The sequence below is a fragment of the Pectobacterium actinidiae genome (assembly GCF_000803315.1).
GTDB classification, from domain to species: domain Bacteria; phylum Pseudomonadota; class Gammaproteobacteria; order Enterobacterales; family Enterobacteriaceae; genus Pectobacterium; species Pectobacterium actinidiae.
This window is the reverse complement of sequence record NZ_JRMH01000001.1, coordinates 2,434,953-2,453,548: the sequence shown is the minus strand read 5'-3', so window position 1 is coordinate 2,453,548 and position 18,596 is coordinate 2,434,953. Positions and strand designations below refer to the sequence as shown.

The window sequence follows — 18,596 nt, the reverse complement described above, 5'->3', positions numbered from 1 at the left end:
CCTTTTCATTTTTCCCCGCCAACAACGATCGTCATCGGCATCTCTGTCGATTATTTGCCTCGCGCCGTCGTCCATTGCACGGCGAAGACGCTCGCCAGCACGATCGTCAACCCCAGAAATGCTGTGTCAGTCATCGACTGTGAAAGCAACCCCCAACCCAGCACGACGGCAGTTAACGGACTTAGTAATCCCAATGATGCAACGGCAATCGTCGGCAGACGGGTTATGCCACGAAACCACAGTCCATAAGCGATCACGGCACCTGCAAGGCAGAGATAGGCGTAGGCGGCGTACTGTGACAGGGTTAAAGCAGGTAAGGGCGCGTCGACTCCCCACGCGACGGGTGCCAGCATCAAGCCACCGATAAAGAGTTGCCAGCCGGTCAGAGGCAGTACGGGCAAATCAAGTTGCCAGCGGCGGGTCAGCCAGACTCCTGCCGCCATACACAACGCACCCAGCAGCGCGGCAGCAATTCCCACGGGTTCAACTATCGTTTGCGGCGACAGCAGCAAAATGGCCATGCCTCCCACGCCGATGATCGCTGACCACAGCGTAGCCAATCTGGGGGCGCGATGATCCACTGCCCAGACCAACACCATAACCAGCAGCGGTTGGATCGCACCTAATACCGCGGCCAGCCCGCCGGGCAAACGATAAGCCGCAACGAACAGCAATGCCTGAAAGACGCCGATATTCAGGGCGCTGAGCACAACCACACGCCACCAGTCTCGCCGGGCGGGGAAGCGTCGGGTGAATACAAGTAACAGCAAACCCGCAGGCAGCACGCGAATCAGCGCCGCCGTGAAGGGGCGATCCGGTGGCAGGATTTCTGATGTTACGATGTAGGTCGATCCCCAAATTGCGGGAGCCAGCGCCGTGAGTATAACGTCACGCCAATAGTGTGATGAGAATGTGGTGTTCATGACTTTACCTTTAATTCAAGATATTATGATAGTGTTGATCAATTACCTTGAAGTCAAGATAAATGAAAAATCAAACTAGCGAGCGCGAACATGACGCAGTCGACACCATCCTTGACCAGTGGCGGCGCGAGCGCCCCGATTTGGATGCCAGCCCCATGGGGCCAATTGGGCGTCTCCGGCGCTGTGCTGTGCTCATGGAGCAGCGGCTGGAAGCCTGTTTCTCCAGATTCGAACTGAGCAGTTGGGAGTTTGATATGCTGGCTACGCTGCGGCGGGCTGGCGCACCACATTGTCTGAGTCCGACTGAACTGTTTTCCACGCTGATGGTGACGTCAGGCACCATGACTCACCGGCTCAAGCGCCTTGAAACCCGAGGATTTATTGAGCGTGTGCAGAATGAGCAGGATGCGCGCAGTATGCTCGTGCAGCTCACCAGTACGGGACTGGAACTGATCAATCGTGCCGTTGAGGCACATATTGAGAATGAACGTCAGGTGCTGTCGGTACTGCCTGCCGAGGTTCTGGCTGCGCTTGACGCTAATCTCGCCGCGCTACTGCGAGGTTTGGAAAGGCACGCAGGACGCGTTGAACCTAAAGAGACAAATTAAGCCACTGCGCTAACCTGAATCTGTTAATACAAAAGGAACTGAACGATGTCTGAATACCATGCTTCAATTTGCTGGCAACGCGATGGGCAAGATTTTATTGATAACCGCTATAGTCGCCTGCACCAGTGGCAGTTTGATGGTGGTATTACGCTACGCGCCTCGTCATCGCCCCATGTCGTTCCACTGCCTTTTTCGCAGGAGGATGCGGTCGACCCTGAAGAAGCGCTGGTTGCCTCGTTGTCGAGCTGCCATATGCTGTGGTTTCTTTCCATTGCGGCTAAAAAGCGTTTCTGTGTAGATGATTATCAGGACAATGCGGTAGGGACGATGGGCGTTAATGCGGCGGGAAAAATGGCGATGCTGGACGTTACGCTGCGTCCTCAGGTGACATTCAGCGGTGAGAAGCAGCCCACCGTCGAGCAATATGCCAAATTGCATGAACTGGCGCACGATGCCTGCTACATCGCTCACTCGGTGAATTTTCCTGTGAACTGCGAACCGACGTTAGGGACGAACGGTTGACGAGGCTCTGAGATAACCGCGACTAACACGAATGACCGCCCGATGCGTTCAGATCGGGCGGGATGGCCGTTGATGTTTAGTCGCCCATCACCATCCGGTAATGCGCTGCCAGGTTTCCTGCTCATTCCTGTGTGATTTCAAAACCTGATAGTGTTGATGCATCGCGGCCGTCGCACAGGCGTGGTTAGGCAGTATCCGCAACCGGGAGCCGACGGGGAAATTATCGACCGAAAAGCCACTGTCGGCGGGGAGCGCAATAATGCCGTGTTCCTGATTGGTGATCGTCACGCAGAGGTCGTTGTAAGGGCTGCCATAGCGGTCACACACCAGCCCGTAACCGTAATCTTTTGCCTGAGAGGCGGTGCCGCGATCGCGGGAAAGCGCCATCCAGCCTGCATCGATAAACACCCAGCCTTTTTCGCGGTTATGCCCAATCACGGTACTGACGACCGACAGGGCGATATCATCCAGTGAACAAACTCCGACATTTTTCATCACCAGATCGAACGTGGTGAAAACGCCCGCTCGGACTTCGGTAATGCCAGTGAGATCTTCGGCAAAATGCGCTGTCGGTGTGGCACCGACGCTGAGTACGGGGCAGGCAATTCCCAGCGCCCGTACACGCTGTCCGGCGGTATTGATGGCGTTGCACTCGGCACGCGCGGCCGCTCTAATCGCATCGTCCGTGCGGCAGGCGTAGGATTCTCCCGCATGCGCCAGCAGGCCGGTGAGCGTTGCACCGTTGCCGTCGATCTGCTTCGCCAGCTTAAGCAACGCGTCGCTTTCCGGTGGAATGCCGCCGCGATGCCCGTCACAGTCGATCTCAATAAACACCGAAAACGTCACGCTATTGGCGAGCGCGAAATCAGTTACTGCGCGTGCCTGCTCTGCGCTATCCAGCAGAATATGAATATTCACGCCTTTGTGGATTAAGTTGGCGATGCGCGGCAGCTTGTGTGGGGCGATCCCTACGGCGTAGAGCAGGTTGGTGTAACCCGCGTTGGCAAAGGCTTCCGCTTCTGCCAGCGTCGAAACCGTTGCGGGAGACGCGGCATCTTTGAGTAGATAACGGGCGGCTTCAATTGACCGTAACGTTTTGAGATGTGGCCGAATCTGGCTGCCTAATTTTTCTGTACGCTGATACAGCCTGTCGATATTGCGTTGAAAGCGGAATTCATCAATCAGCAAAAAAGGCGTTTCCAGCGCGTTAAGCCATTCACTATTGTTCATTGTGCACCTTCATTTCGTTTAGCCTGCTGCCAGGCAGCAAGAATGCGCTGGCCAACATATAAGTCCTGAATAGATAAGCCGGAGCTATCAAACACGGTGATATCGTCCGGCGTTTGCCGTCCCGCTGCGTTTGCGCTAATCACATCACCAATGGCGGTCAGCGTCACACCGGTTGGCGCGTGTTGGAAATCACCGATTATTCGGGATTGGGAAGGCAGATCGCAAAACAGACGACTCGCGGTAAACAGCTCGGGAGGTAATTCCTGTTTGCCGACGGCATCGGATCCCATGCTGACAACGTGCGTTCCCGCTTTCACCCAGTCGGCGCTAAAAAGCGGTGTGCGTGATGGCGTTGCGGTGACGATGATATCTGCTGCCCGACAGGCGCTTTCGGCATCGCTGATTTGCGCATTCAGCCCGGCGGCCTTGAGCTCTCGCGCCATGTCTGCGGATTTGCTGTTATCGCGCCCGACAATCAGCACGGTATGAAGTGGCCGTATTCTTGCCAGCGCAGCGCATTCATAGCGAGCCTGATGACCGGTTCCGAACACGGCCAGGACCGAAGCATCAGGTCTTGCCAGCAAATCGGCTGCAACGGCGTTGGCGGCGGCGGTACGAAAGGCATTCACCTTGCCGGCTTCAATCGCGACAGTTATTTTCCCGATTTGCTGATCGAACAGCAGAATGAGGGAATTGTGGCGGGGCAGCCCATTCGCGGGATTTCCCGGCCAGAACGAACCGACTTTTAGTCCGGCAAGTTCATGGGTTGCAGAAGCCTTGATGCTGAATGTATTGACCGGATCGGAGCCTTGCCCGTGTACCACCGGAAAACTGCGTGCTTCCGGTTCACTGGCAGCCAGCAAGGCTTCACGCACCGCATCATAGGCCAGCTCATGGCTGATGAGCGCCGCGGATTCAGCTTCAGAAATAAAGATCATCGTATTCCCCTAAGCATTTCCGGTCAAAAATGCGCCGTAGCGGCTGATATCGACATTCCCACCGCTGATCATAATGCCGATGCGTTTGCCGCGTAGCGATTCTCTGAGATTACGTGCCGCCGCAAAGCTGAGGCACCCCGTTGGCTCAACGACGATCTTCATGCGTTCGGCGTAAAACCGCATCGCGTCAATCAGGTCGCCATCTGTCACGGTGAGAATATCGTCAACGTTCTGGCGAATCAGAGGGAAGGTATAGTTGCCCAGATGCTGGGTCTGTGCGCCGTCGGCGATGGTCTTGGGTGTATCGATATGCACAATGTTGCCGCTACGGAAAGATTGTTGCCCGTCGTTACCCGCGAGAGGCTCGACGCCATAAATTTTGCACTGTGGGGATAGCTGACGGGTGGCAAGCGCACAACCTGACAGCAATCCACCGCCGCCTAAGCAGACGAATAGGGCATCCAGTTCACCGGTTTCTTCCAGCAGCTCTTTCGCCGCCGTGCCTTGCCCAGTAATCACGTGCGGATGGTCGTAAGGCGGAATGAGCGTCAGGCCATGCTTTTTCGCCAGATCGCGACCGATCTGCTCACGATCTTCGGTATATCGATTGTATTCCACCACGTTCCCACCGTAACCGCGCGTGGCGGCGACCTTTGCCGCCGGGGCATCGTGTGGCATGACGATCGTTGCGGGGATGCCGAGTAATTTAGCGGCCAGAGCAATCGCCTGCGCATGGTTACCGGAAGAAAAGGTGACCACGCCAGCGGCTTTCTGCTCGTTCGAGAACTGCAACAGTGCGTTCATGGCACCGCGAAACTTAAATGCGCCCATGCGCTGGAAGTTTTCACATTTGAAGAAAACCTCTGCGCCGAACGCGTCATTGACCGTGCGCGATGTCATCACCGGTGTTTTATTGGCGTAGCCATCGATACGTTCCGCAGCGGCTACCACATCGTCGTAGGTTGGGAGGCGTAAGTCGCTCATGTCTGGATCACCTGTTGTTAGTGATTATGAATACCGAGGCTGTTGCCCCCGATAGTGTCGAATACGTAATAAACAAAATATATAAAATTAGATAAATTGTCTAATTTGATTTATTTTTAAATGATGGATTATGTGAGAGGTGTCATGTGGCGCTGAAAGAAAGCGAAACGTGGGCGTGTGGTACACTCTGCGGCAGAAAACGCTGTTGTGATTGGAGATAAGATGGCTACATCAGGAGAAGGTCTGCTGCTGACGCAGTTAGATGCGATAGCGAAAGGGCTGAGCGAGACGTTCGCGCCATTCTGTGAAGTGGTTGTGCACGATCTGAAAAACCCGGAACACGCGATACTTTCCATTCACAATAACCTTTCTGGCAGGGAGGTTGGCGCGCCTGCGACGGAACTGGGTCTTGCGCGCATTGCTTCACCTGAATTTCCTAACATTCTGGCGAACTACGCCAACCAGTTTGCTGACGGACGTCCGGTAAAAAGTACCTCGGTTGGCATCAAAAATGCGCAAGGTGAATACGTCGCCGCGCTGTGCCTGAACGTCGATATGACGCTATTTCGCGGCATGCAAAATGCGCTGGCGCAGTTCACCCAGCTTGCGTCTGACTCAGTGACTGAACACCTGGAGCCAAACGGCGCGGCGGCGATCAGGCAACACATCGATCACTTCGCCGCACGACTTGCCACCACGCCACGGGCGCTAAAAGCGCAGGACAGAAAAATCCTGCTTCAGGAACTGAAAGACAGCGGCCTGCTGGAAGTGAAAAAATCGATGGAAACTATCGCACAGCACCTTGGCGTATCGCGGGCGTCGGTGTATTTGTATGCCAAGGAGTAACGGAATATTTTTATGCCACCTTGCGTAATGCGTAAGTCACTGATGTGATATGGATCGGCTTTTTACCCAAGATGAAAGGCTGACGATCCGCGTCGGTCAGGGAATGTTGCGCATTGCATTGTCAAACGCCGCTTCCTATACTGTATAAAAATACAGTTACCTTGCTGAGCGATGAAACGATACCTTCCCGAATCCTGTCCCGATAAGCAGGAATTAAATCTTTATGCCGATACGGTGCCCGCCGGGTTTCCCAGTCCGGCGAATGATTATGTTGAACAGCGCATCGACCTCAATACGCTGTGCGTTCGTCATCCCTCAGCAACCTACTTCGTTCGCGTGTCCGGTCAGTCCATGGTGGATGGGGGGATTCATGATGGCGATCTGGTGGTGGTTGATAGCGCATTACAGGCGCGTCATGGCGATATCATTATTGCTGCGCTCGACGGCGAGTTCACTATCAAGCAATTGCAACTGACACCGACCCGCGCATTGGTTCCTATGAATGTTGCCTATGCCCCGATTCCGATTAATGAGTGCGACAGCCTTGATATTTTTGGTGTCGTGACTTATGTCATACATGCGACACGCTGATGTACGCCTTGGTGGATGTGAACACGTTTTATGCTAGCTGTGAAAAAATTTTTCGCCCTGATTTAGCAGACAAGCCAGTCATTGTGCTTAGCAACAATGACGGCTGTGTCATTGCCCGCTCTCATGAAGCAAAACGGCTGGGAGTAAAGATGGCCGCCCCGTTATTTCAGCTCGGTGAGCTCATTCAAAAACACGACATCACCGTTTTCTCCTCCAATTACGCGCTGTACGCTGACATGTCGGCTCGGGTCATGAGTATTTTAGAAGAGATGGCACCTGCGGTGGAAATCTACAGCATCGATGAAGCATTTTTGAATTTGTCCGGCGTGGATCGCTGCACGTCGCTGGCGTGTTTTGGCCATCAGGTCAAAGAAAGGATAAAGCGCGAAGCGCATTTGACCGTCGGTGTCGGTATTGCGCCGACCAAAACGCTGGCCAAGTTGGCTAACCATGCGGCCAAAATCTGGCATAAAACACAGGGCGTGGTAGATTTGTCCAGCCCGACCCGTCAGGAGAAACTGCTGGCAATTACGCCCGTCGGTGATGTTTGGGGGATCGGACGGCGACTGGCACGCAGACTGGAATCAATGGGCATCGAGAGTGCCTTGGCGCTGGCTCGCAGCGATCTCGCCTATATTCGGCGAAATTTTAGCGTTGTTGTAGAAAGAACGGTACGCGAATTGCGCGGACAATCCTGTCTGGAAGTGGAAGAATCCGCGGCGGCCAAGCAGCAAATACTGTGTTCCCGTTCATTCAGCTCGCGGATTACCGAGTATGCTCACCTGCATCAGGCCGTGTGCCGTTATGCCGAGCGCGCGGCAGAGAAATTACGCCATGAGAAGCAGTATTGCTGTCAGGTTTCGGTGTTTATCCGCACCAGCCCCCATGTCCCACGGGGGGATTATTATGGCGAGCAGGCTACCCGCGTGACACACGTCCCGACTCACGATACGCGAGACATTATTGCGCTAGCGATTGAAGCACTGAACTGCATCTGGAAACAGGGATACCGTTACTGTAAAGCCGGAGTGGTGTTGTCCGATTTCTATCAGCACGGTGTGGCACAACTGGATATGTTTGACGCGCGTAAACCCCATGCAAATAGCGCCAGTTTAATGGCGGCTATCGATCGCATTAATCAGTCTGGCAAGGGGAAAATTTGGTTTGCGGGTCAGGGAATTAACCCCAACTGGTCCATGAAACGAGAGCGGCTTTCGCCCGCTTATACCACGCGAGCGGAAGATTTGAAGGTCGTTAAATCATGATATTGCCTGAGAAAATACCTGATATTTATCAATATCCAGAACATCTGCGTACTGAATTGGATGGGTTGCCTACGGCGCCGGGAGTGTATGTCTTTCACGGTGACAGCGAAACGCTGCCGCTGTATATCGGCAAAAGTATCAACATCCGTGCTCGGGTGTTGTCGCATATGCGTACACGTAAAGAAGCAAAGCTGTTGAGGCAGACCCGCCGCATTACATTTATTGAAACGGCAGGGGAAATCGGTGCGCTGTTATTGGAAGCGCAGATGATTAAGCAGCAGGTGCCGCTTTTTAACAAGCGGCTGCGGCGTTCACGTCAATTGTGCTCGTTCCATTTTGATGGAAGGCTTATTGAGGTGGTCTACGCCAAAAATGTCGATTTCTCCACGACATCCTGCCTTTATGGGCTGTTTAGCCACCGCCTTGCGGCGGTGAATGCATTGAAAACGATCGCTGATGAAGAAAAACTGTGCCTGGGGGTGCTGGGTTTTGAGCATCTGCCCGCGGGCAGAGCCTGTTTTCGCCATGCATTGAAAAAATGCATCGGTGCCTGCTGTGGCAAAGAGTCCATTTCGGAACATCAACGCCGGCTGTCAATCCGGCTTGAAGCGATGAAGCTGAGCTGCTGGCCTTATCCAGGCCGTATCGCTATCAAAGAAAGTCGTCAGGGAAAGACGGATTATCACATTATTCATAACTGGTTTTATTTGGGAACGGTTGCACGATTATCAGAGGTCGCAGCGCTAAAACGCGTTGCGGCAAATTTTGATAGCGATGGCTACAAAATTTTATGCAAACCTATTGTCAGTAACGGTGTGGATATTATTTTGCTGGATGAATGAGATAGGTATGGGGTACCAGCATTTTTATTTACCGTCTGGCGCACGTTGATAGAATCCTTGTCTATACTTGGATTCGCGTCTTATCTGTCAAGGATTGGCGTTTATATGGGTATGATGAAATAAAGGTGAGGTGGTTATGGGAATTCTGTCCTGGATTATTTTTGGTTTGATTGCGGGGATTCTGGCTAAGTGGATTATGCCCGGTAAAGACGGTGGCGGCTTTATCCTGACGGTGTTGCTCGGGATTGTCGGTGCGGTCGTGGGCGGCTACATCAGCGTTTTCTTTGGGTTCGGCCGGGTCGATGGCTTTAACTTCGGCAGCTTTGTGGTAGCGGTTGTCGGCGCGATTGTCGTGCTGTGGGTATACCGCAAGATTCGAGACTAGTGCTATATCCGTTGCCCCTGTTCTGGGGCAACATGCTTCTTTTCTTATTTTCTACCTGGATGTTTTCCTGTGTTCCTTGATGCCGTCAGTGCGCTATTAATGCGTAATGATGCTATCCAGCGCGCGCAGGTGTTCCGGCTGCCACGATAGATTGACCTCAGTGCCGGCTTTCCAGTGCGGCTGGATCTCGCTGGCGGGGAGTTTCACCATAAACTGCGGTTGGCCTGCCACTTCCGTCATCATCCTGACGTGATCGCCCAGATAGATGAACTGCTGAATGCGGGCTTTGACATGCTGCATGGTGTCGTCGGTATGAGCGGCGTTGACGTGAATGCGTTCCGGGCGGATGCAGAGCGTGATTTTTCGGCCCGGTGAGCTGGGGCGGACTTTCAGTGCGCGCAGCGAGGTGCCGTCGTCCAGCGTAGCCCGATAGAACGCGCCTTCGGCCTCGGCGCGTGTGGCGAGCAGCGTATTGTTTTCGCCGATAAACTGGGCCACAAACGCGTTCTCCGGTTTTTCGTAGATGTCGCTGGGGCTGTCCATCTGCTGAATCACGCCATCGTTAAACACGGCGACGCGGTTGGACATGGTCATGGCTTCGCTCTGGTCATGGGTGACGTACACCACAGTTAATTCCAGCGACTGATGCAGCTCTTTGATTTCCAACTGCATATGTTCGCGTAGTTGCTTATCCAACGCGCCCAACGGCTCATCCATCAGCACCAGCTTTGGCTCGAAAACCAGTGCGCGAGCCAGCGCCACACGCTGCTGCTGGCCGCCGGACATCTGTGCTGGGTAGCGATCGGCCAGGCTGGTGAGCTTCACACGATCCAGTACCCGATCCACTTTCTCTTTGATATCGGCACGGTTCAGGCGACGAATGGAGAGGGGAAACGCCAGATTCTCCGCCACGGTCATGTGTGGGAACAGGGCGTAGTTCTGAAACACCATACCAATGTCGCGCTGGTGCGGTGGGAGATGGTGCAGCGGGGCGTCGCGCAGCATAATTTCCCCCTGCGTCGGGGTTTCAAATCCGGCGAGCATCATCAAACTGGTGGTTTTTCCCGAGCCGGATGGCCCAAGCAGGGTCAGAAATTCACCTTCACGGATATCCAGATTAAGGTTTTTGACGATCAGGCGGTCACCGTCATAGGTTTTCTGAACATTCCTGAAGCTGACATAATTTCTCATTTTTCACTCTCCGGCAGTCATTGTTATTCATAAGAATGCATAAACCATGCCGGATGCGAAAAAGTTGAGGGTTGTCATACTACAACAGGCAAAAATGCCGTTGCCTGGCACAGTGGATGCCCCATAATGGAGCGTTTCGCGGGAAGGGGCACTCTAATGGTGCGGACGATGATGATAGCGATACCAGATAAAAATGCGTCGCGTTAGGCGTTTGAATCATGTGTATTCAGAGCCTGAATACATGCCACAATTACCGAGAAAGCCTGCGTCATTTGGCTCTCTTCCACGCTGGCGTAGCCCAGTAATAAACCGCGCTGTTGTGTCGGTTGCAGATAGTAGCTGGAAAGCGGTTTGACCATCACGCCACGGCGCAAAATCGCGGCGCTCAGCACAACATCATCGAGGTGGGAAGGCAGGCTGAGCAGCATATGCAGCCCGGCATTGCTGTTGTCGCCGACGTAATCCGCGCCCAGATGCTGTTCGATCAGTGATGTCAATAGCGCGCGGCGCTTGGCATACAGCAGGCGCATGCGGCGGATATGTGCAGCGTAGTGACCTTCGTGGATAAACTGCGCGAGCGTCGCCTGTGTTAGCCAGTGTCCGCCGCGATAGAGTTCGGAATGTGCCGTTTTCAGAGACTGCGCCAGCAGCGGGGGCAGCACCATGTAGCTAACACGCAGGCCGGGGTAGAGCGTTTTACTGAATGTACCGATGTAGATCACGGGCGATTGTGTCTGTAACCCTTGTAGTGCGGGGATTGGGCTGCCGGAAAAGCGGAACTCGCTGTCGTAATCATCCTCCACCACCCAGCAGCCGTGCTCCTGCGCCAGTGCCAGCAACCGCTGACGGCGCGTCAGACTCATCACCGCACCCAGCGGATATTGATGTGACGGTGTCACGCAGATCAGGCGCGGAGCGGCGTCAGGCGAGAGCGTTTCTGGCGGTGCCAGCCCTTGTTCATCCACATCGACAGGGGCGACGCGTAATCCGTTAATCGTCAGAACATTGCGAATGCCCCAATAGCACGGGTCTTCAATCCACGCCAAATCACCGGGATTGCACAGCATCTTGGCCAGCAAATCCATCGCCTGATGGGTGCCTTCGGTAATCAGAATTTGCTCCGGCGAGCACTCCACGGAACGGGCGACTCGTAGGTAATCCACCAGTGCCAACTGGAGTTCGGGGCAACCGCCAACCGGCGAATAGGAAAGCTGTTCGGGGCGAACACGTCGCGTCAGGCGCGTTTGAATACGTCGCCATAAATCGTGAGGGAAGCTGGCGATATCTGGGATGCCTGGCATAAACGCCCCCCACTGGCGGACGGAAGCACCGGCGTAGCCCAGCAGGTGCATGCCGCGACGCGACAGCTCATGTTTCGGTTCACGCACATCGCCTGCATTACTGCTATCTACAGGCTGCATATTGCCATCGGGCAACTGTTCCGTGACGAAGGTTCCACTTCCTTTGCGCGCTTCGATATAACCTTCTGCCAGTAGCTGTTCGTAAGCCGTTAGCACGGTATTGCGCGACAGCGACAGTTGCTGCGCCAGATCGCGTGACGATGGCAAACGCTCGCCAGCAGCAATCGCGCCATCAAGAATCGCTAGCCGAATGCAGTCGTACAAACGCTTATTCAGCGCACCGTCTTGCTGGTTGGCTAAACGCTGTAGCAATAAGTCGGTCAGAAGTGAGCGCAAAAGTGGATCCTTCAAATATTCAAAACTGGCACTGGATTATAGAACCATCTCGCGTCTAAATGACACCATCATCTTGCGACTACACTTACTGTCATCGTTCAACTAATCATCTTCAACATCTAACAGATGTGTTTGGGATACCGGAGCAGACCATGAAGAATAGCGAACTGAATCAACGCCGTCTGGCCGCCACACCGCGTGGTGTGGGCGTCATGTGTGATTTCTATGCTGAGCGTGCGGAAAACAGCACCCTGTGGGATGTTGAAGGACGAGAGTTTATCGATTTCGCCGCCGGGATTGCGGTGCTGAACACGGGCCATCGCCATCCGAAGATTGTCACCGCGGTACGCGAGCAGTTGGATCGTTTTACCCATACGGCTTACCAGATTGTGCCTTACGGCAGCTATGTCACGTTGGCCGAGCGCATCAACGCGCTGGCGCCCATTGAAGGCGCAGCCAAGACTGCGTTTTTTACCACCGGTGCTGAAGCGGTAGAAAACGCGGTAAAAATCGCCCGTGCTTATACCAAACGCCCCGGTGTGATTGCTTTCAACGCCGCGTTTCACGGCCGGACGTTGCTGACCATGACGCTGACGGGCAAAGTGGCACCGTACTCAACGGGATTTGGCCCGTTCCCCGGTTCCATTTTTCATGCGCTTTACCCGAATGAAAGGAGTGGCATCACCGTTGAACAGGCATTGGAAAGCGTCGAACGCCTGATGCACACCGACATCGCTGCCGATCAGGTTGCTGCGATTATTCTGGAGCCGGTACAGGGCGAAGGCGGTTTTCACGTCGCGCCGCCAGCCTTTATCAGTGGGTTGCGTAAACTGTGCGACGAGCACGGTATTCTGCTGATTGCTGACGAAGTGCAGACGGGCTTTGCCCGTACCGGAAAGCTGTTTGCGATGGAATATTACGCGGAGAAAGCGGATCTGATCACCATGGCGAAAAGCCTGGGCGGCGGCTTCCCGATTTCTGGCGTCGTCGGTCGCGCTGAGGTGATGGACGCGCCTTCGCCCGGCGGGCTGGGTGGCACCTATGCGGGCAACCCGCTGGCAGTGGCCTCTGCGCTGGCGGTATTGGATGTGATTGAAGAAGAGAAATTGTGCCAGCGTGCACAGCGTTTGGGAGCTGCGCTGGTGGAAACGCTGGAGAATATCAAACCGCAGTGCCCGGCTCTGGTGGCGATTCGTGCCCAAGGATCGATGGTGGCGGCAGAGTTTAACGATCCGACTACGGGTAAACCGTCGGCAGAGTTGACCCGTCAATTCCAGAAAAGCGCGTTGGAAGCAGGCCTGCTGCTGCTGACCTGCGGCGTGCATGGCAACGTGATCCGTTTCCTGTACCCGTTAACGGTGCCTGACGATCAGTTCAGCAAGGCGATGAACATCCTGACGCGCGTATTAACACGATAGAAGAGAAGCTATGCAACTGAAAAAAAACGCTATTTCATTGAAACAGCAAACCTTATTCCGTCAACACTGCCTGATTGACGGCGAGTGGCAGGATAGTCAAAGCGGTGAACGTCTGGATGTCACTAATCCAGCGACGGGCGAGGTGTTAGGTAGCGTCCCGTTAGTGACAGTGTCACAAACCAAGCAGGCGATTACCGCCGCTGAACAGGCGTTGGTTGAATGGCGTAAAAAAACGGGAAAAGAGCGTGCCGCGCTGTTGCAGGCGTGGGCGCGTCTGATTATGGACAATCAGGAAGACCTGGCTGCGCTGCTGACGGCGGAACAAGGCAAACCGCTGGCGGAAGCGCGGGGCGAAATCGCCTACGCGACCAGCTTCATAGATTGGTTTGCGGAAGAGGCCAAGCGCATTGAAGGCAGCGTGCTGCAATCTCCTCAGGGGCAGCAGCGTCTGCTGGTTATTAAGCAGCCCATCGGCGTGTGTGCGGCGATTACGCCGTGGAATTTTCCGGCGGCGATGATTACGCGTAAGGTCGGGCCCGCGCTGGCGGCAGGCTGCACGATGATTGTTAAACCCGCCGAGCAAACGCCGTTTACCGCACTGGCGTTGGCGGAGCTGGCACAGCAGGCGGGTATTCCGCGCGGCGTGTTGCAGGTGATTGTCGGCGATGCGCAGTCGGTCGGTAAGGTGCTGTGCGATAGCCCGGTAGTGCGCAAACTGAGCTTTACCGGTTCGACAGAAGTGGGTCGTATCCTGATGGCGCAGAGCGCACCAACGGTGAAAAAGCTGTCGCTGGAACTGGGCGGCAACGCGCCGTTTATTGTGTTCGATGACGCCGATGTGGATCAGGCGGTGAAGGGGATTCTGGCTTCTAAGTTCCGTAACAGCGGGCAGACCTGCGTCTGCGCCAACCGGATTTACGTGCAGAATGGGATTTACCCGACGCTGGTCGAACGGCTGGTTGAGGAAGTGAGCAAGTTGAACGTCGGCGACGGTACGCAGCCGGGGGTGACGCAGGGGCCGCTGATTGATGCCGATGCGGTTAGCAAGGTTGAGCAGCACATTGCTGATGCGTTATCGCACGGAGCAACGCTGCTGCTGGGCGGTAAACGCCACGAATTGGGCGGCACGTTCTTTACGCCAACCATCGTTGGCGGGGTGACGCGCGAAATGCGTTTCGCCCGCGAAGAGACGTTCGGGCCGGTGGCACCACTGTTCCGCTTCAGCGATGAGGCAGAGGCAATTGCAATGGCGAACGATACCGAATTTGGGCTGGCGGCCTATGTTTACACGCGTGATGCCGTGCGTCAGTGGACGGTACCGGAAGCGCTGGACTACGGCATGGTCGGTATCAACACCGGGTTGATCTCGAATGAAGTCGCGCCGTTTGGCGGAGTGAAGCAGTCTGGGTTAGGGCGTGAAGGGTCGCGTTTTGGTATCGAAGACTATCTGGAGATGAAATATCTCTGTGTCGATCTTTCCAGATAAAACGTAGCCCCGATCGTCGGTAAAAAACACGCATCGATAATCTATGTCGGTGCACGTATGGCAGACGTGCGATGCGTCTGAGTGGTGCAGGCTATGTTAGCTTGCACCACAATATGGCAAAAATGGCGACATACTATCAGGCGATAAGACAATGCTGTTCACCCCTGATGCGTCTCATCGCCGTTCCCGCCGCCGCAGTGGAAAAACATCAATAAAATTTTTGAATTGGCACAATTTATGCTCATATTTTTTTGCATGACTACGATGATACATGATGCATCAAGAATGCAGGGTGCGAAATTGTGATACGCATTTGACCTTTACGTTGACTACCACTCCAGGAGCAAAACAATGTCCAGACTTAATACTCTCTCCAAAGCAAAAGGACTGTTCAAACGTCAGACGCTGAAAAAAATCGCGGCTACCGCTTTTCTGGTGACGATGGCCTGTCAGGCGCAGGCGGAATCCGTCACGGTGATCTCATTCGGCGGGTTGAACAAAGATGCGCAGGATAAGGCGTTTTACAAACCGTTCGCCGCAGCGGGCAAAGGTACGGTAGAAGCTGGCGAGTATAACGGTGAAATGGCGCGTATCCGGGCGATGGTGGAAACCGGACAGGTAGGCTGGGATGTCGTGGAAGTCGAAGGCCCTGAACTGATGCGCGGCTGTAGCGAAGGGCTGTTTGAACCGCTGGATTGGTCAAAACTGGGTGATCAATCTCAGTTTGTCAAAGGCGCGGTGAGCGAGTGCGGTGCGGGGATCTTCCTGTGGTCTACCGTACTGACCTATAACGCACAGAAGCTGAAACAGGCACCGAAAAGCTGGGCAGATTTCTGGAATGTGAAAGATTACCCCGGCAAACGTGCGCTGCGTAAAAGTGCCAAATTCACGTTGGAAATCGCGCTGCTGGCCGATGGCGTGAAACGTGACGATCTCTACACGGTGTTGGCGACGCCAGAAGGTGTCGAGCGCGCCTTTAAGAAATTGGATCAGATCAAATCGAATATCCAGTGGTGGGAATCCGGTGCACAGCCGCTGCAATGGCTGGTGTCGGGGGATGTGGTGATGACGTCTGCCTATAATGGCCGCGTCGCGGCGGCGCAGAAAGAAGGGCATGACTTCAAGATTGTCTGGGCTGACAGTATTTACGATCTGGACAGCTGGGCAATCGTCAAAGGCTCCAAGCACAAGGCGCTGGCGGAACAGTTCATTGCGTTTGCCAACCAGCCAGAAAACCAGAAGGTGTTTGCCGAGAACATCCCGTACGGCCCGACGCACGTCAAAACCACCAGCCTGCTGGCACCGGCCATCGCCGCTAATCTGCCGACTGCACCGGATAATCTGGCACAGGCCTTGCAAGTTGATACGGAGTTTTGGATCGATCACGGTGAAGAGCTGGAACAGCGCTTTAATGCCTGGGCCGCGCAGTAAAGCCGCAGTGAGTGATCGTACGTGATGATGGAGAAAGAGCCTATGTCCCAGAGTGATATCGTCGCCGCTGCACCGCCTGGCGGAAACGAAGAAAATTCAACCTTGAAGCAGCAACTGTGGATTGCGCAGAAAGCCTATAAGAAACGCTCTCTGCTGCTGATTGCACCGCTGTTTCTGTTTATCGTGGTGAGTTTTCTCTTCCCGATCACCTCGATTTTGGGGAAAAGCGTCTCCAACCCGGAATTGCGCGATAATATGCCGCAGACCATTGCCGCGATGCGGCTCTGGTCGGGTAACAACGTGCCGGATGAGGCGGTCTTTCGGGCGTTGGTCGGCGATCTGCGCGATGCCCGCAGCAGCGGCAAGTTAAGCACGATCACCAAACGATTGGGGTATGAAGGGTCGGAATACCGCACGCTGATTACCCGCACATTGCGTAAGCTGCCCGCTGAGGGCAGCAGCGGTATTCGTGACCAACTGATACGTGAGCAGCCGATGTGGGGGGAGCTGGCGACCTGGCAAACGTTCGATCGCGCGGCGCGGCCTTTCACCAGCTATTATCTGCTGGCGGTATTTGATCACAAAGTCGATGCCACCACGCAGCAGATTATTCCACAGCCTGCCGATCAGGCGCTGTATGTCGATGTGCTGCTGCGTACGCTGCTGATGGCGGGTGTCGTGACGCTGCTGTGCGTGGGGCTGGGATATCCACTGGCCTATTGGCTGGCGAAACAGCCCTCAAACCGTGCCAACCTGTTGCTCATTCTGGTTTTACTGCCGTTCTGGACATCGCTGATTGTGCGGACGGCAAGCTGGATTGTGCTGTTGCAGTCCGGTGGCTTGATCAACCGTTCATTGATTAACGTTGGCATTATCGACGAACCGCTGGTGCTGGTGTTCAACCGCATCGGTGTCTACATCTCAATGACCCACATCCTATTGCCGTTCTTCATTTTACCGCTGTATGCGGTGATGAAAGGCATTTCCCCGAACTATGTACGTGCGGCGATTTCTCTGGGGGCGCATCCGTTTATCGCCTTCTGGCGGGTTTACGTGCCGCAAACTTACGCGGGTGTGACGGCGGGAGCGCTGCTGGTCTTCATGATGGCGATTGGCTACTACATTACGCCTGCACTGCTGGGCGGGCCGAGCGACCAGATGCTGAGTTATTTTGTCGCGTTCTTCACCAATACCACCATGAACTGGGGAATGGCGGCCGCACTGGGGACACAGTTGCTGATCATCGTGACGCTGCTGTACGTCGTGTACATCCGTGTAACGCGCACCAATGCGGAAGCCGCGGCGCACTAAGCACACCTTATATTGGGGAGATAACAAATGAGACAGCAGGGTGACGTGATTATCCGTCTGTGGAACACGTTCTTTAATTTCTACGGGGCGGCTATGCTGTTGTTTTTAATCGTGCCCGTACTGGTGATTGTGCCGCTCTCATTTAATGCGGGATCGTTTCTGAGCTATCCGCTGACGGGGTTTTCCCTGCGCTGGTATCGCGAATTTTTCAACTCCAGCGAGTGGCTGGGCGCGTTGGGGAATAGCTTGCTGATTGCACCGTTGGCGACGCTGCTGGCGACGGTGCTTGGCGTGCTGGCCTCAGTCGGGCTGGTGCGCGGTGAATTTCGCGGTAAGTCACTGGTGATGGCGGTCCTGATTTCACCGATGATTGCGCCGGTGGTGATTGTTGCGGTAGGGATGTTTTTCTTTTTCGCTAAACTGTCGCTGCTGAATAGCTATCTGGGGCTGGTGCTGGCGCATGCGATGCTCGGCGTGCCGTTTGTGGTGATTACGGTCACGGCGGTATTGAAGAACTACGATCACAACCTGACGCGTGCCGCCGCCAGCCTGGGCGCTTCACCGCTGCTGGCTTTTCGTAAGGTCACGTTCCCGCTGATTGCCCCCGGCGTGTTCTCCGGCGCGCTATTTGCCTTTGCGACGTCGTTTGATGAGGTGATCGTCACGCTGTTCTTGGCCAGCCCGCGCCAGCGCACGCTGCCGCTACAGATGTTTGCTGGCATCCGCGAAAACCTCGACCCGACGATCGCCGCCGCCGCCACCATGATGGTGGGTGCTGCGCTTATCCTGCTAATCGTGATGGAGATTTTACGCCGCCGTTCAGAGCGCTTAAGAAGCGGGGGTTAAGGCGGGAATCGAAAAATATCCAGCGTGAGAATATCTCGTGCGCGTTGATATTTGTATTCCGTTTCTTATCGCCATTAATGTA

General features: G+C 54.7%; 18 protein-coding genes. 12 read left to right on the top strand and 6 right to left on the bottom strand.

The window, feature by feature from the left end:
* Positions 1–50: 50 nt before the first annotated feature.
* Positions 51–923, bottom strand: a complete 873-nt coding sequence (locus KKH3_RS10450) for an EamA family transporter (RefSeq protein WP_039359063.1) — start codon at positions 921–923, stop codon at positions 51–53.
* Between the two features lie 62 nt (positions 924–985).
* Between KKH3_RS10450 and KKH3_RS10445 the strand changes: the two genes are divergently transcribed.
* Positions 986–1,531, top strand: a complete 546-nt coding sequence (locus KKH3_RS10445) for a MarR family winged helix-turn-helix transcriptional regulator (RefSeq protein WP_039359061.1) — start codon at positions 986–988, stop codon at positions 1,529–1,531.
* A 45-nt stretch (positions 1,532–1,576) separates the two neighbouring features.
* Positions 1,577–2,053 (top strand): OsmC family protein, encoded by a 477-nt coding sequence (locus tag KKH3_RS10440; RefSeq protein WP_039359059.1) that lies wholly within the window; start codon positions 1,577–1,579, stop codon positions 2,051–2,053.
* An 87-nt stretch (positions 2,054–2,140) separates the two neighbouring features.
* On the opposite strand, the gene KKH3_RS10435 is transcribed toward KKH3_RS10440, so the two are convergent.
* The 3 genes from KKH3_RS10435 to KKH3_RS10425 are packed head-to-tail and all read right to left on the bottom strand — an operon-like array spanning position 2,141 to position 5,205.
* Positions 2,141–3,283: a DSD1 family PLP-dependent enzyme gene (locus KKH3_RS10435; RefSeq protein WP_039359056.1), complete on the bottom strand. Its 1,143-nt coding sequence runs from the start codon at positions 3,281–3,283 to the stop codon at positions 2,141–2,143.
* On the bottom strand, positions 3,280–4,221 hold the full coding sequence (locus KKH3_RS10430) for an ornithine cyclodeaminase family protein (RefSeq protein ID WP_039359055.1): 942 nt from the start codon (positions 4,219–4,221) through the stop codon (positions 3,280–3,282). Before KKH3_RS10430 ends, KKH3_RS10435 begins: the two co-directional genes overlap by 4 nt.
* 9 nt (positions 4,222–4,230) lie before the next feature.
* A complete protein-coding gene (locus KKH3_RS10425) occupies positions 4,231–5,205 on the bottom strand; it encodes a threo-3-hydroxy-L-aspartate ammonia-lyase (RefSeq protein WP_039359053.1) in 975 nt (324 codons plus the stop codon).
* Between the two features lie 222 nt (positions 5,206–5,427).
* Here KKH3_RS10425 and KKH3_RS10420 point away from each other — a divergent pair, with 222 nt between their 5' ends.
* The 5 genes from KKH3_RS10420 to KKH3_RS10400 all read left to right on the top strand — a co-directional run bounded on the left by KKH3_RS10420 (position 5,428) and on the right by KKH3_RS10400 (position 9,134).
* A complete protein-coding gene (locus KKH3_RS10420; protein WP_039359050.1) occupies positions 5,428–6,051 on the top strand; it encodes a helix-turn-helix transcriptional regulator in 624 nt (207 codons plus the stop codon).
* Positions 6,052–6,222: 171 nt separating this feature from the next.
* Positions 6,223–6,642 (top strand): translesion error-prone DNA polymerase V autoproteolytic subunit, encoded by a 420-nt coding sequence (gene umuD, locus KKH3_RS10415; RefSeq protein ID WP_039359047.1) that lies wholly within the window; start codon positions 6,223–6,225, stop codon positions 6,640–6,642.
* Positions 6,642–7,907, top strand: a complete 1,266-nt coding sequence (gene umuC / locus KKH3_RS10410; protein ID WP_039359044.1) for a translesion error-prone DNA polymerase V subunit UmuC — start codon at positions 6,642–6,644, stop codon at positions 7,905–7,907. The genes umuD and umuC overlap by 1 nt, the downstream gene beginning before the upstream one ends.
* Complete coding sequence (gene cho, locus KKH3_RS10405; protein ID WP_080756532.1) at positions 7,904–8,749, top strand: excinuclease Cho; 846 nt, start codon at positions 7,904–7,906, stop codon at positions 8,747–8,749. The genes umuC and cho overlap by 4 nt, the downstream gene beginning before the upstream one ends.
* Positions 8,750–8,885: 136 nt before the next feature.
* The gene (locus KKH3_RS10400) at positions 8,886–9,134 is read left to right on the top strand and encodes a GlsB/YeaQ/YmgE family stress response membrane protein (RefSeq protein WP_010300843.1); all 249 of its coding nucleotides are present in this window, start codon (positions 8,886–8,888) and stop codon (positions 9,132–9,134) included.
* Between the two features lie 96 nt (positions 9,135–9,230).
* Here KKH3_RS10400 and KKH3_RS10395 read toward each other — a convergent pair whose 3' ends face one another.
* Positions 9,231–10,325, bottom strand: a complete 1,095-nt coding sequence (locus tag KKH3_RS10395; RefSeq protein ID WP_039359041.1) for an ABC transporter ATP-binding protein — start codon at positions 10,323–10,325, stop codon at positions 9,231–9,233.
* A 203-nt stretch (positions 10,326–10,528) separates the two neighbouring features.
* Positions 10,529–12,022, bottom strand: coding sequence for a MocR-like pyridoxine biosynthesis transcription factor PdxR (gene pdxR / locus KKH3_RS10390; protein WP_039359038.1), 1,494 nt, complete (start codon positions 12,020–12,022; stop codon positions 10,529–10,531).
* Between the two features lie 152 nt (positions 12,023–12,174).
* Here pdxR and KKH3_RS10385 point away from each other — a divergent pair, with 152 nt between their 5' ends.
* From KKH3_RS10385 to KKH3_RS10365, 5 genes are all read left to right on the top strand, one after another.
* Positions 12,175–13,440, top strand: a complete 1,266-nt coding sequence (locus tag KKH3_RS10385) for a 4-aminobutyrate--2-oxoglutarate transaminase (RefSeq protein WP_039359034.1) — start codon at positions 12,175–12,177, stop codon at positions 13,438–13,440.
* A 10-nt stretch (positions 13,441–13,450) separates the two neighbouring features.
* Entirely contained in the window at positions 13,451–14,926 is a 1,476-nt protein-coding gene (locus KKH3_RS10380; protein ID WP_039359031.1) for an NAD-dependent succinate-semialdehyde dehydrogenase, read from the top strand.
* Positions 14,927–15,277: 351 nt separating this feature from the next.
* Entirely contained in the window at positions 15,278–16,357 is a 1,080-nt protein-coding gene (locus KKH3_RS10375; protein WP_039359027.1) for an ABC transporter substrate-binding protein, read from the top strand.
* A gap of 42 nt (positions 16,358–16,399) precedes the next feature.
* Positions 16,400–17,668, top strand: coding sequence for an ABC transporter permease (locus tag KKH3_RS10370; RefSeq protein ID WP_039359024.1), 1,269 nt, complete (start codon positions 16,400–16,402; stop codon positions 17,666–17,668).
* Positions 17,669–17,695: 27 nt separating this feature from the next.
* A complete protein-coding gene (locus KKH3_RS10365) occupies positions 17,696–18,514 on the top strand; it encodes an ABC transporter permease (RefSeq protein ID WP_039359021.1) in 819 nt (272 codons plus the stop codon).
* Positions 18,515–18,596 lie beyond the last annotated feature (82 nt).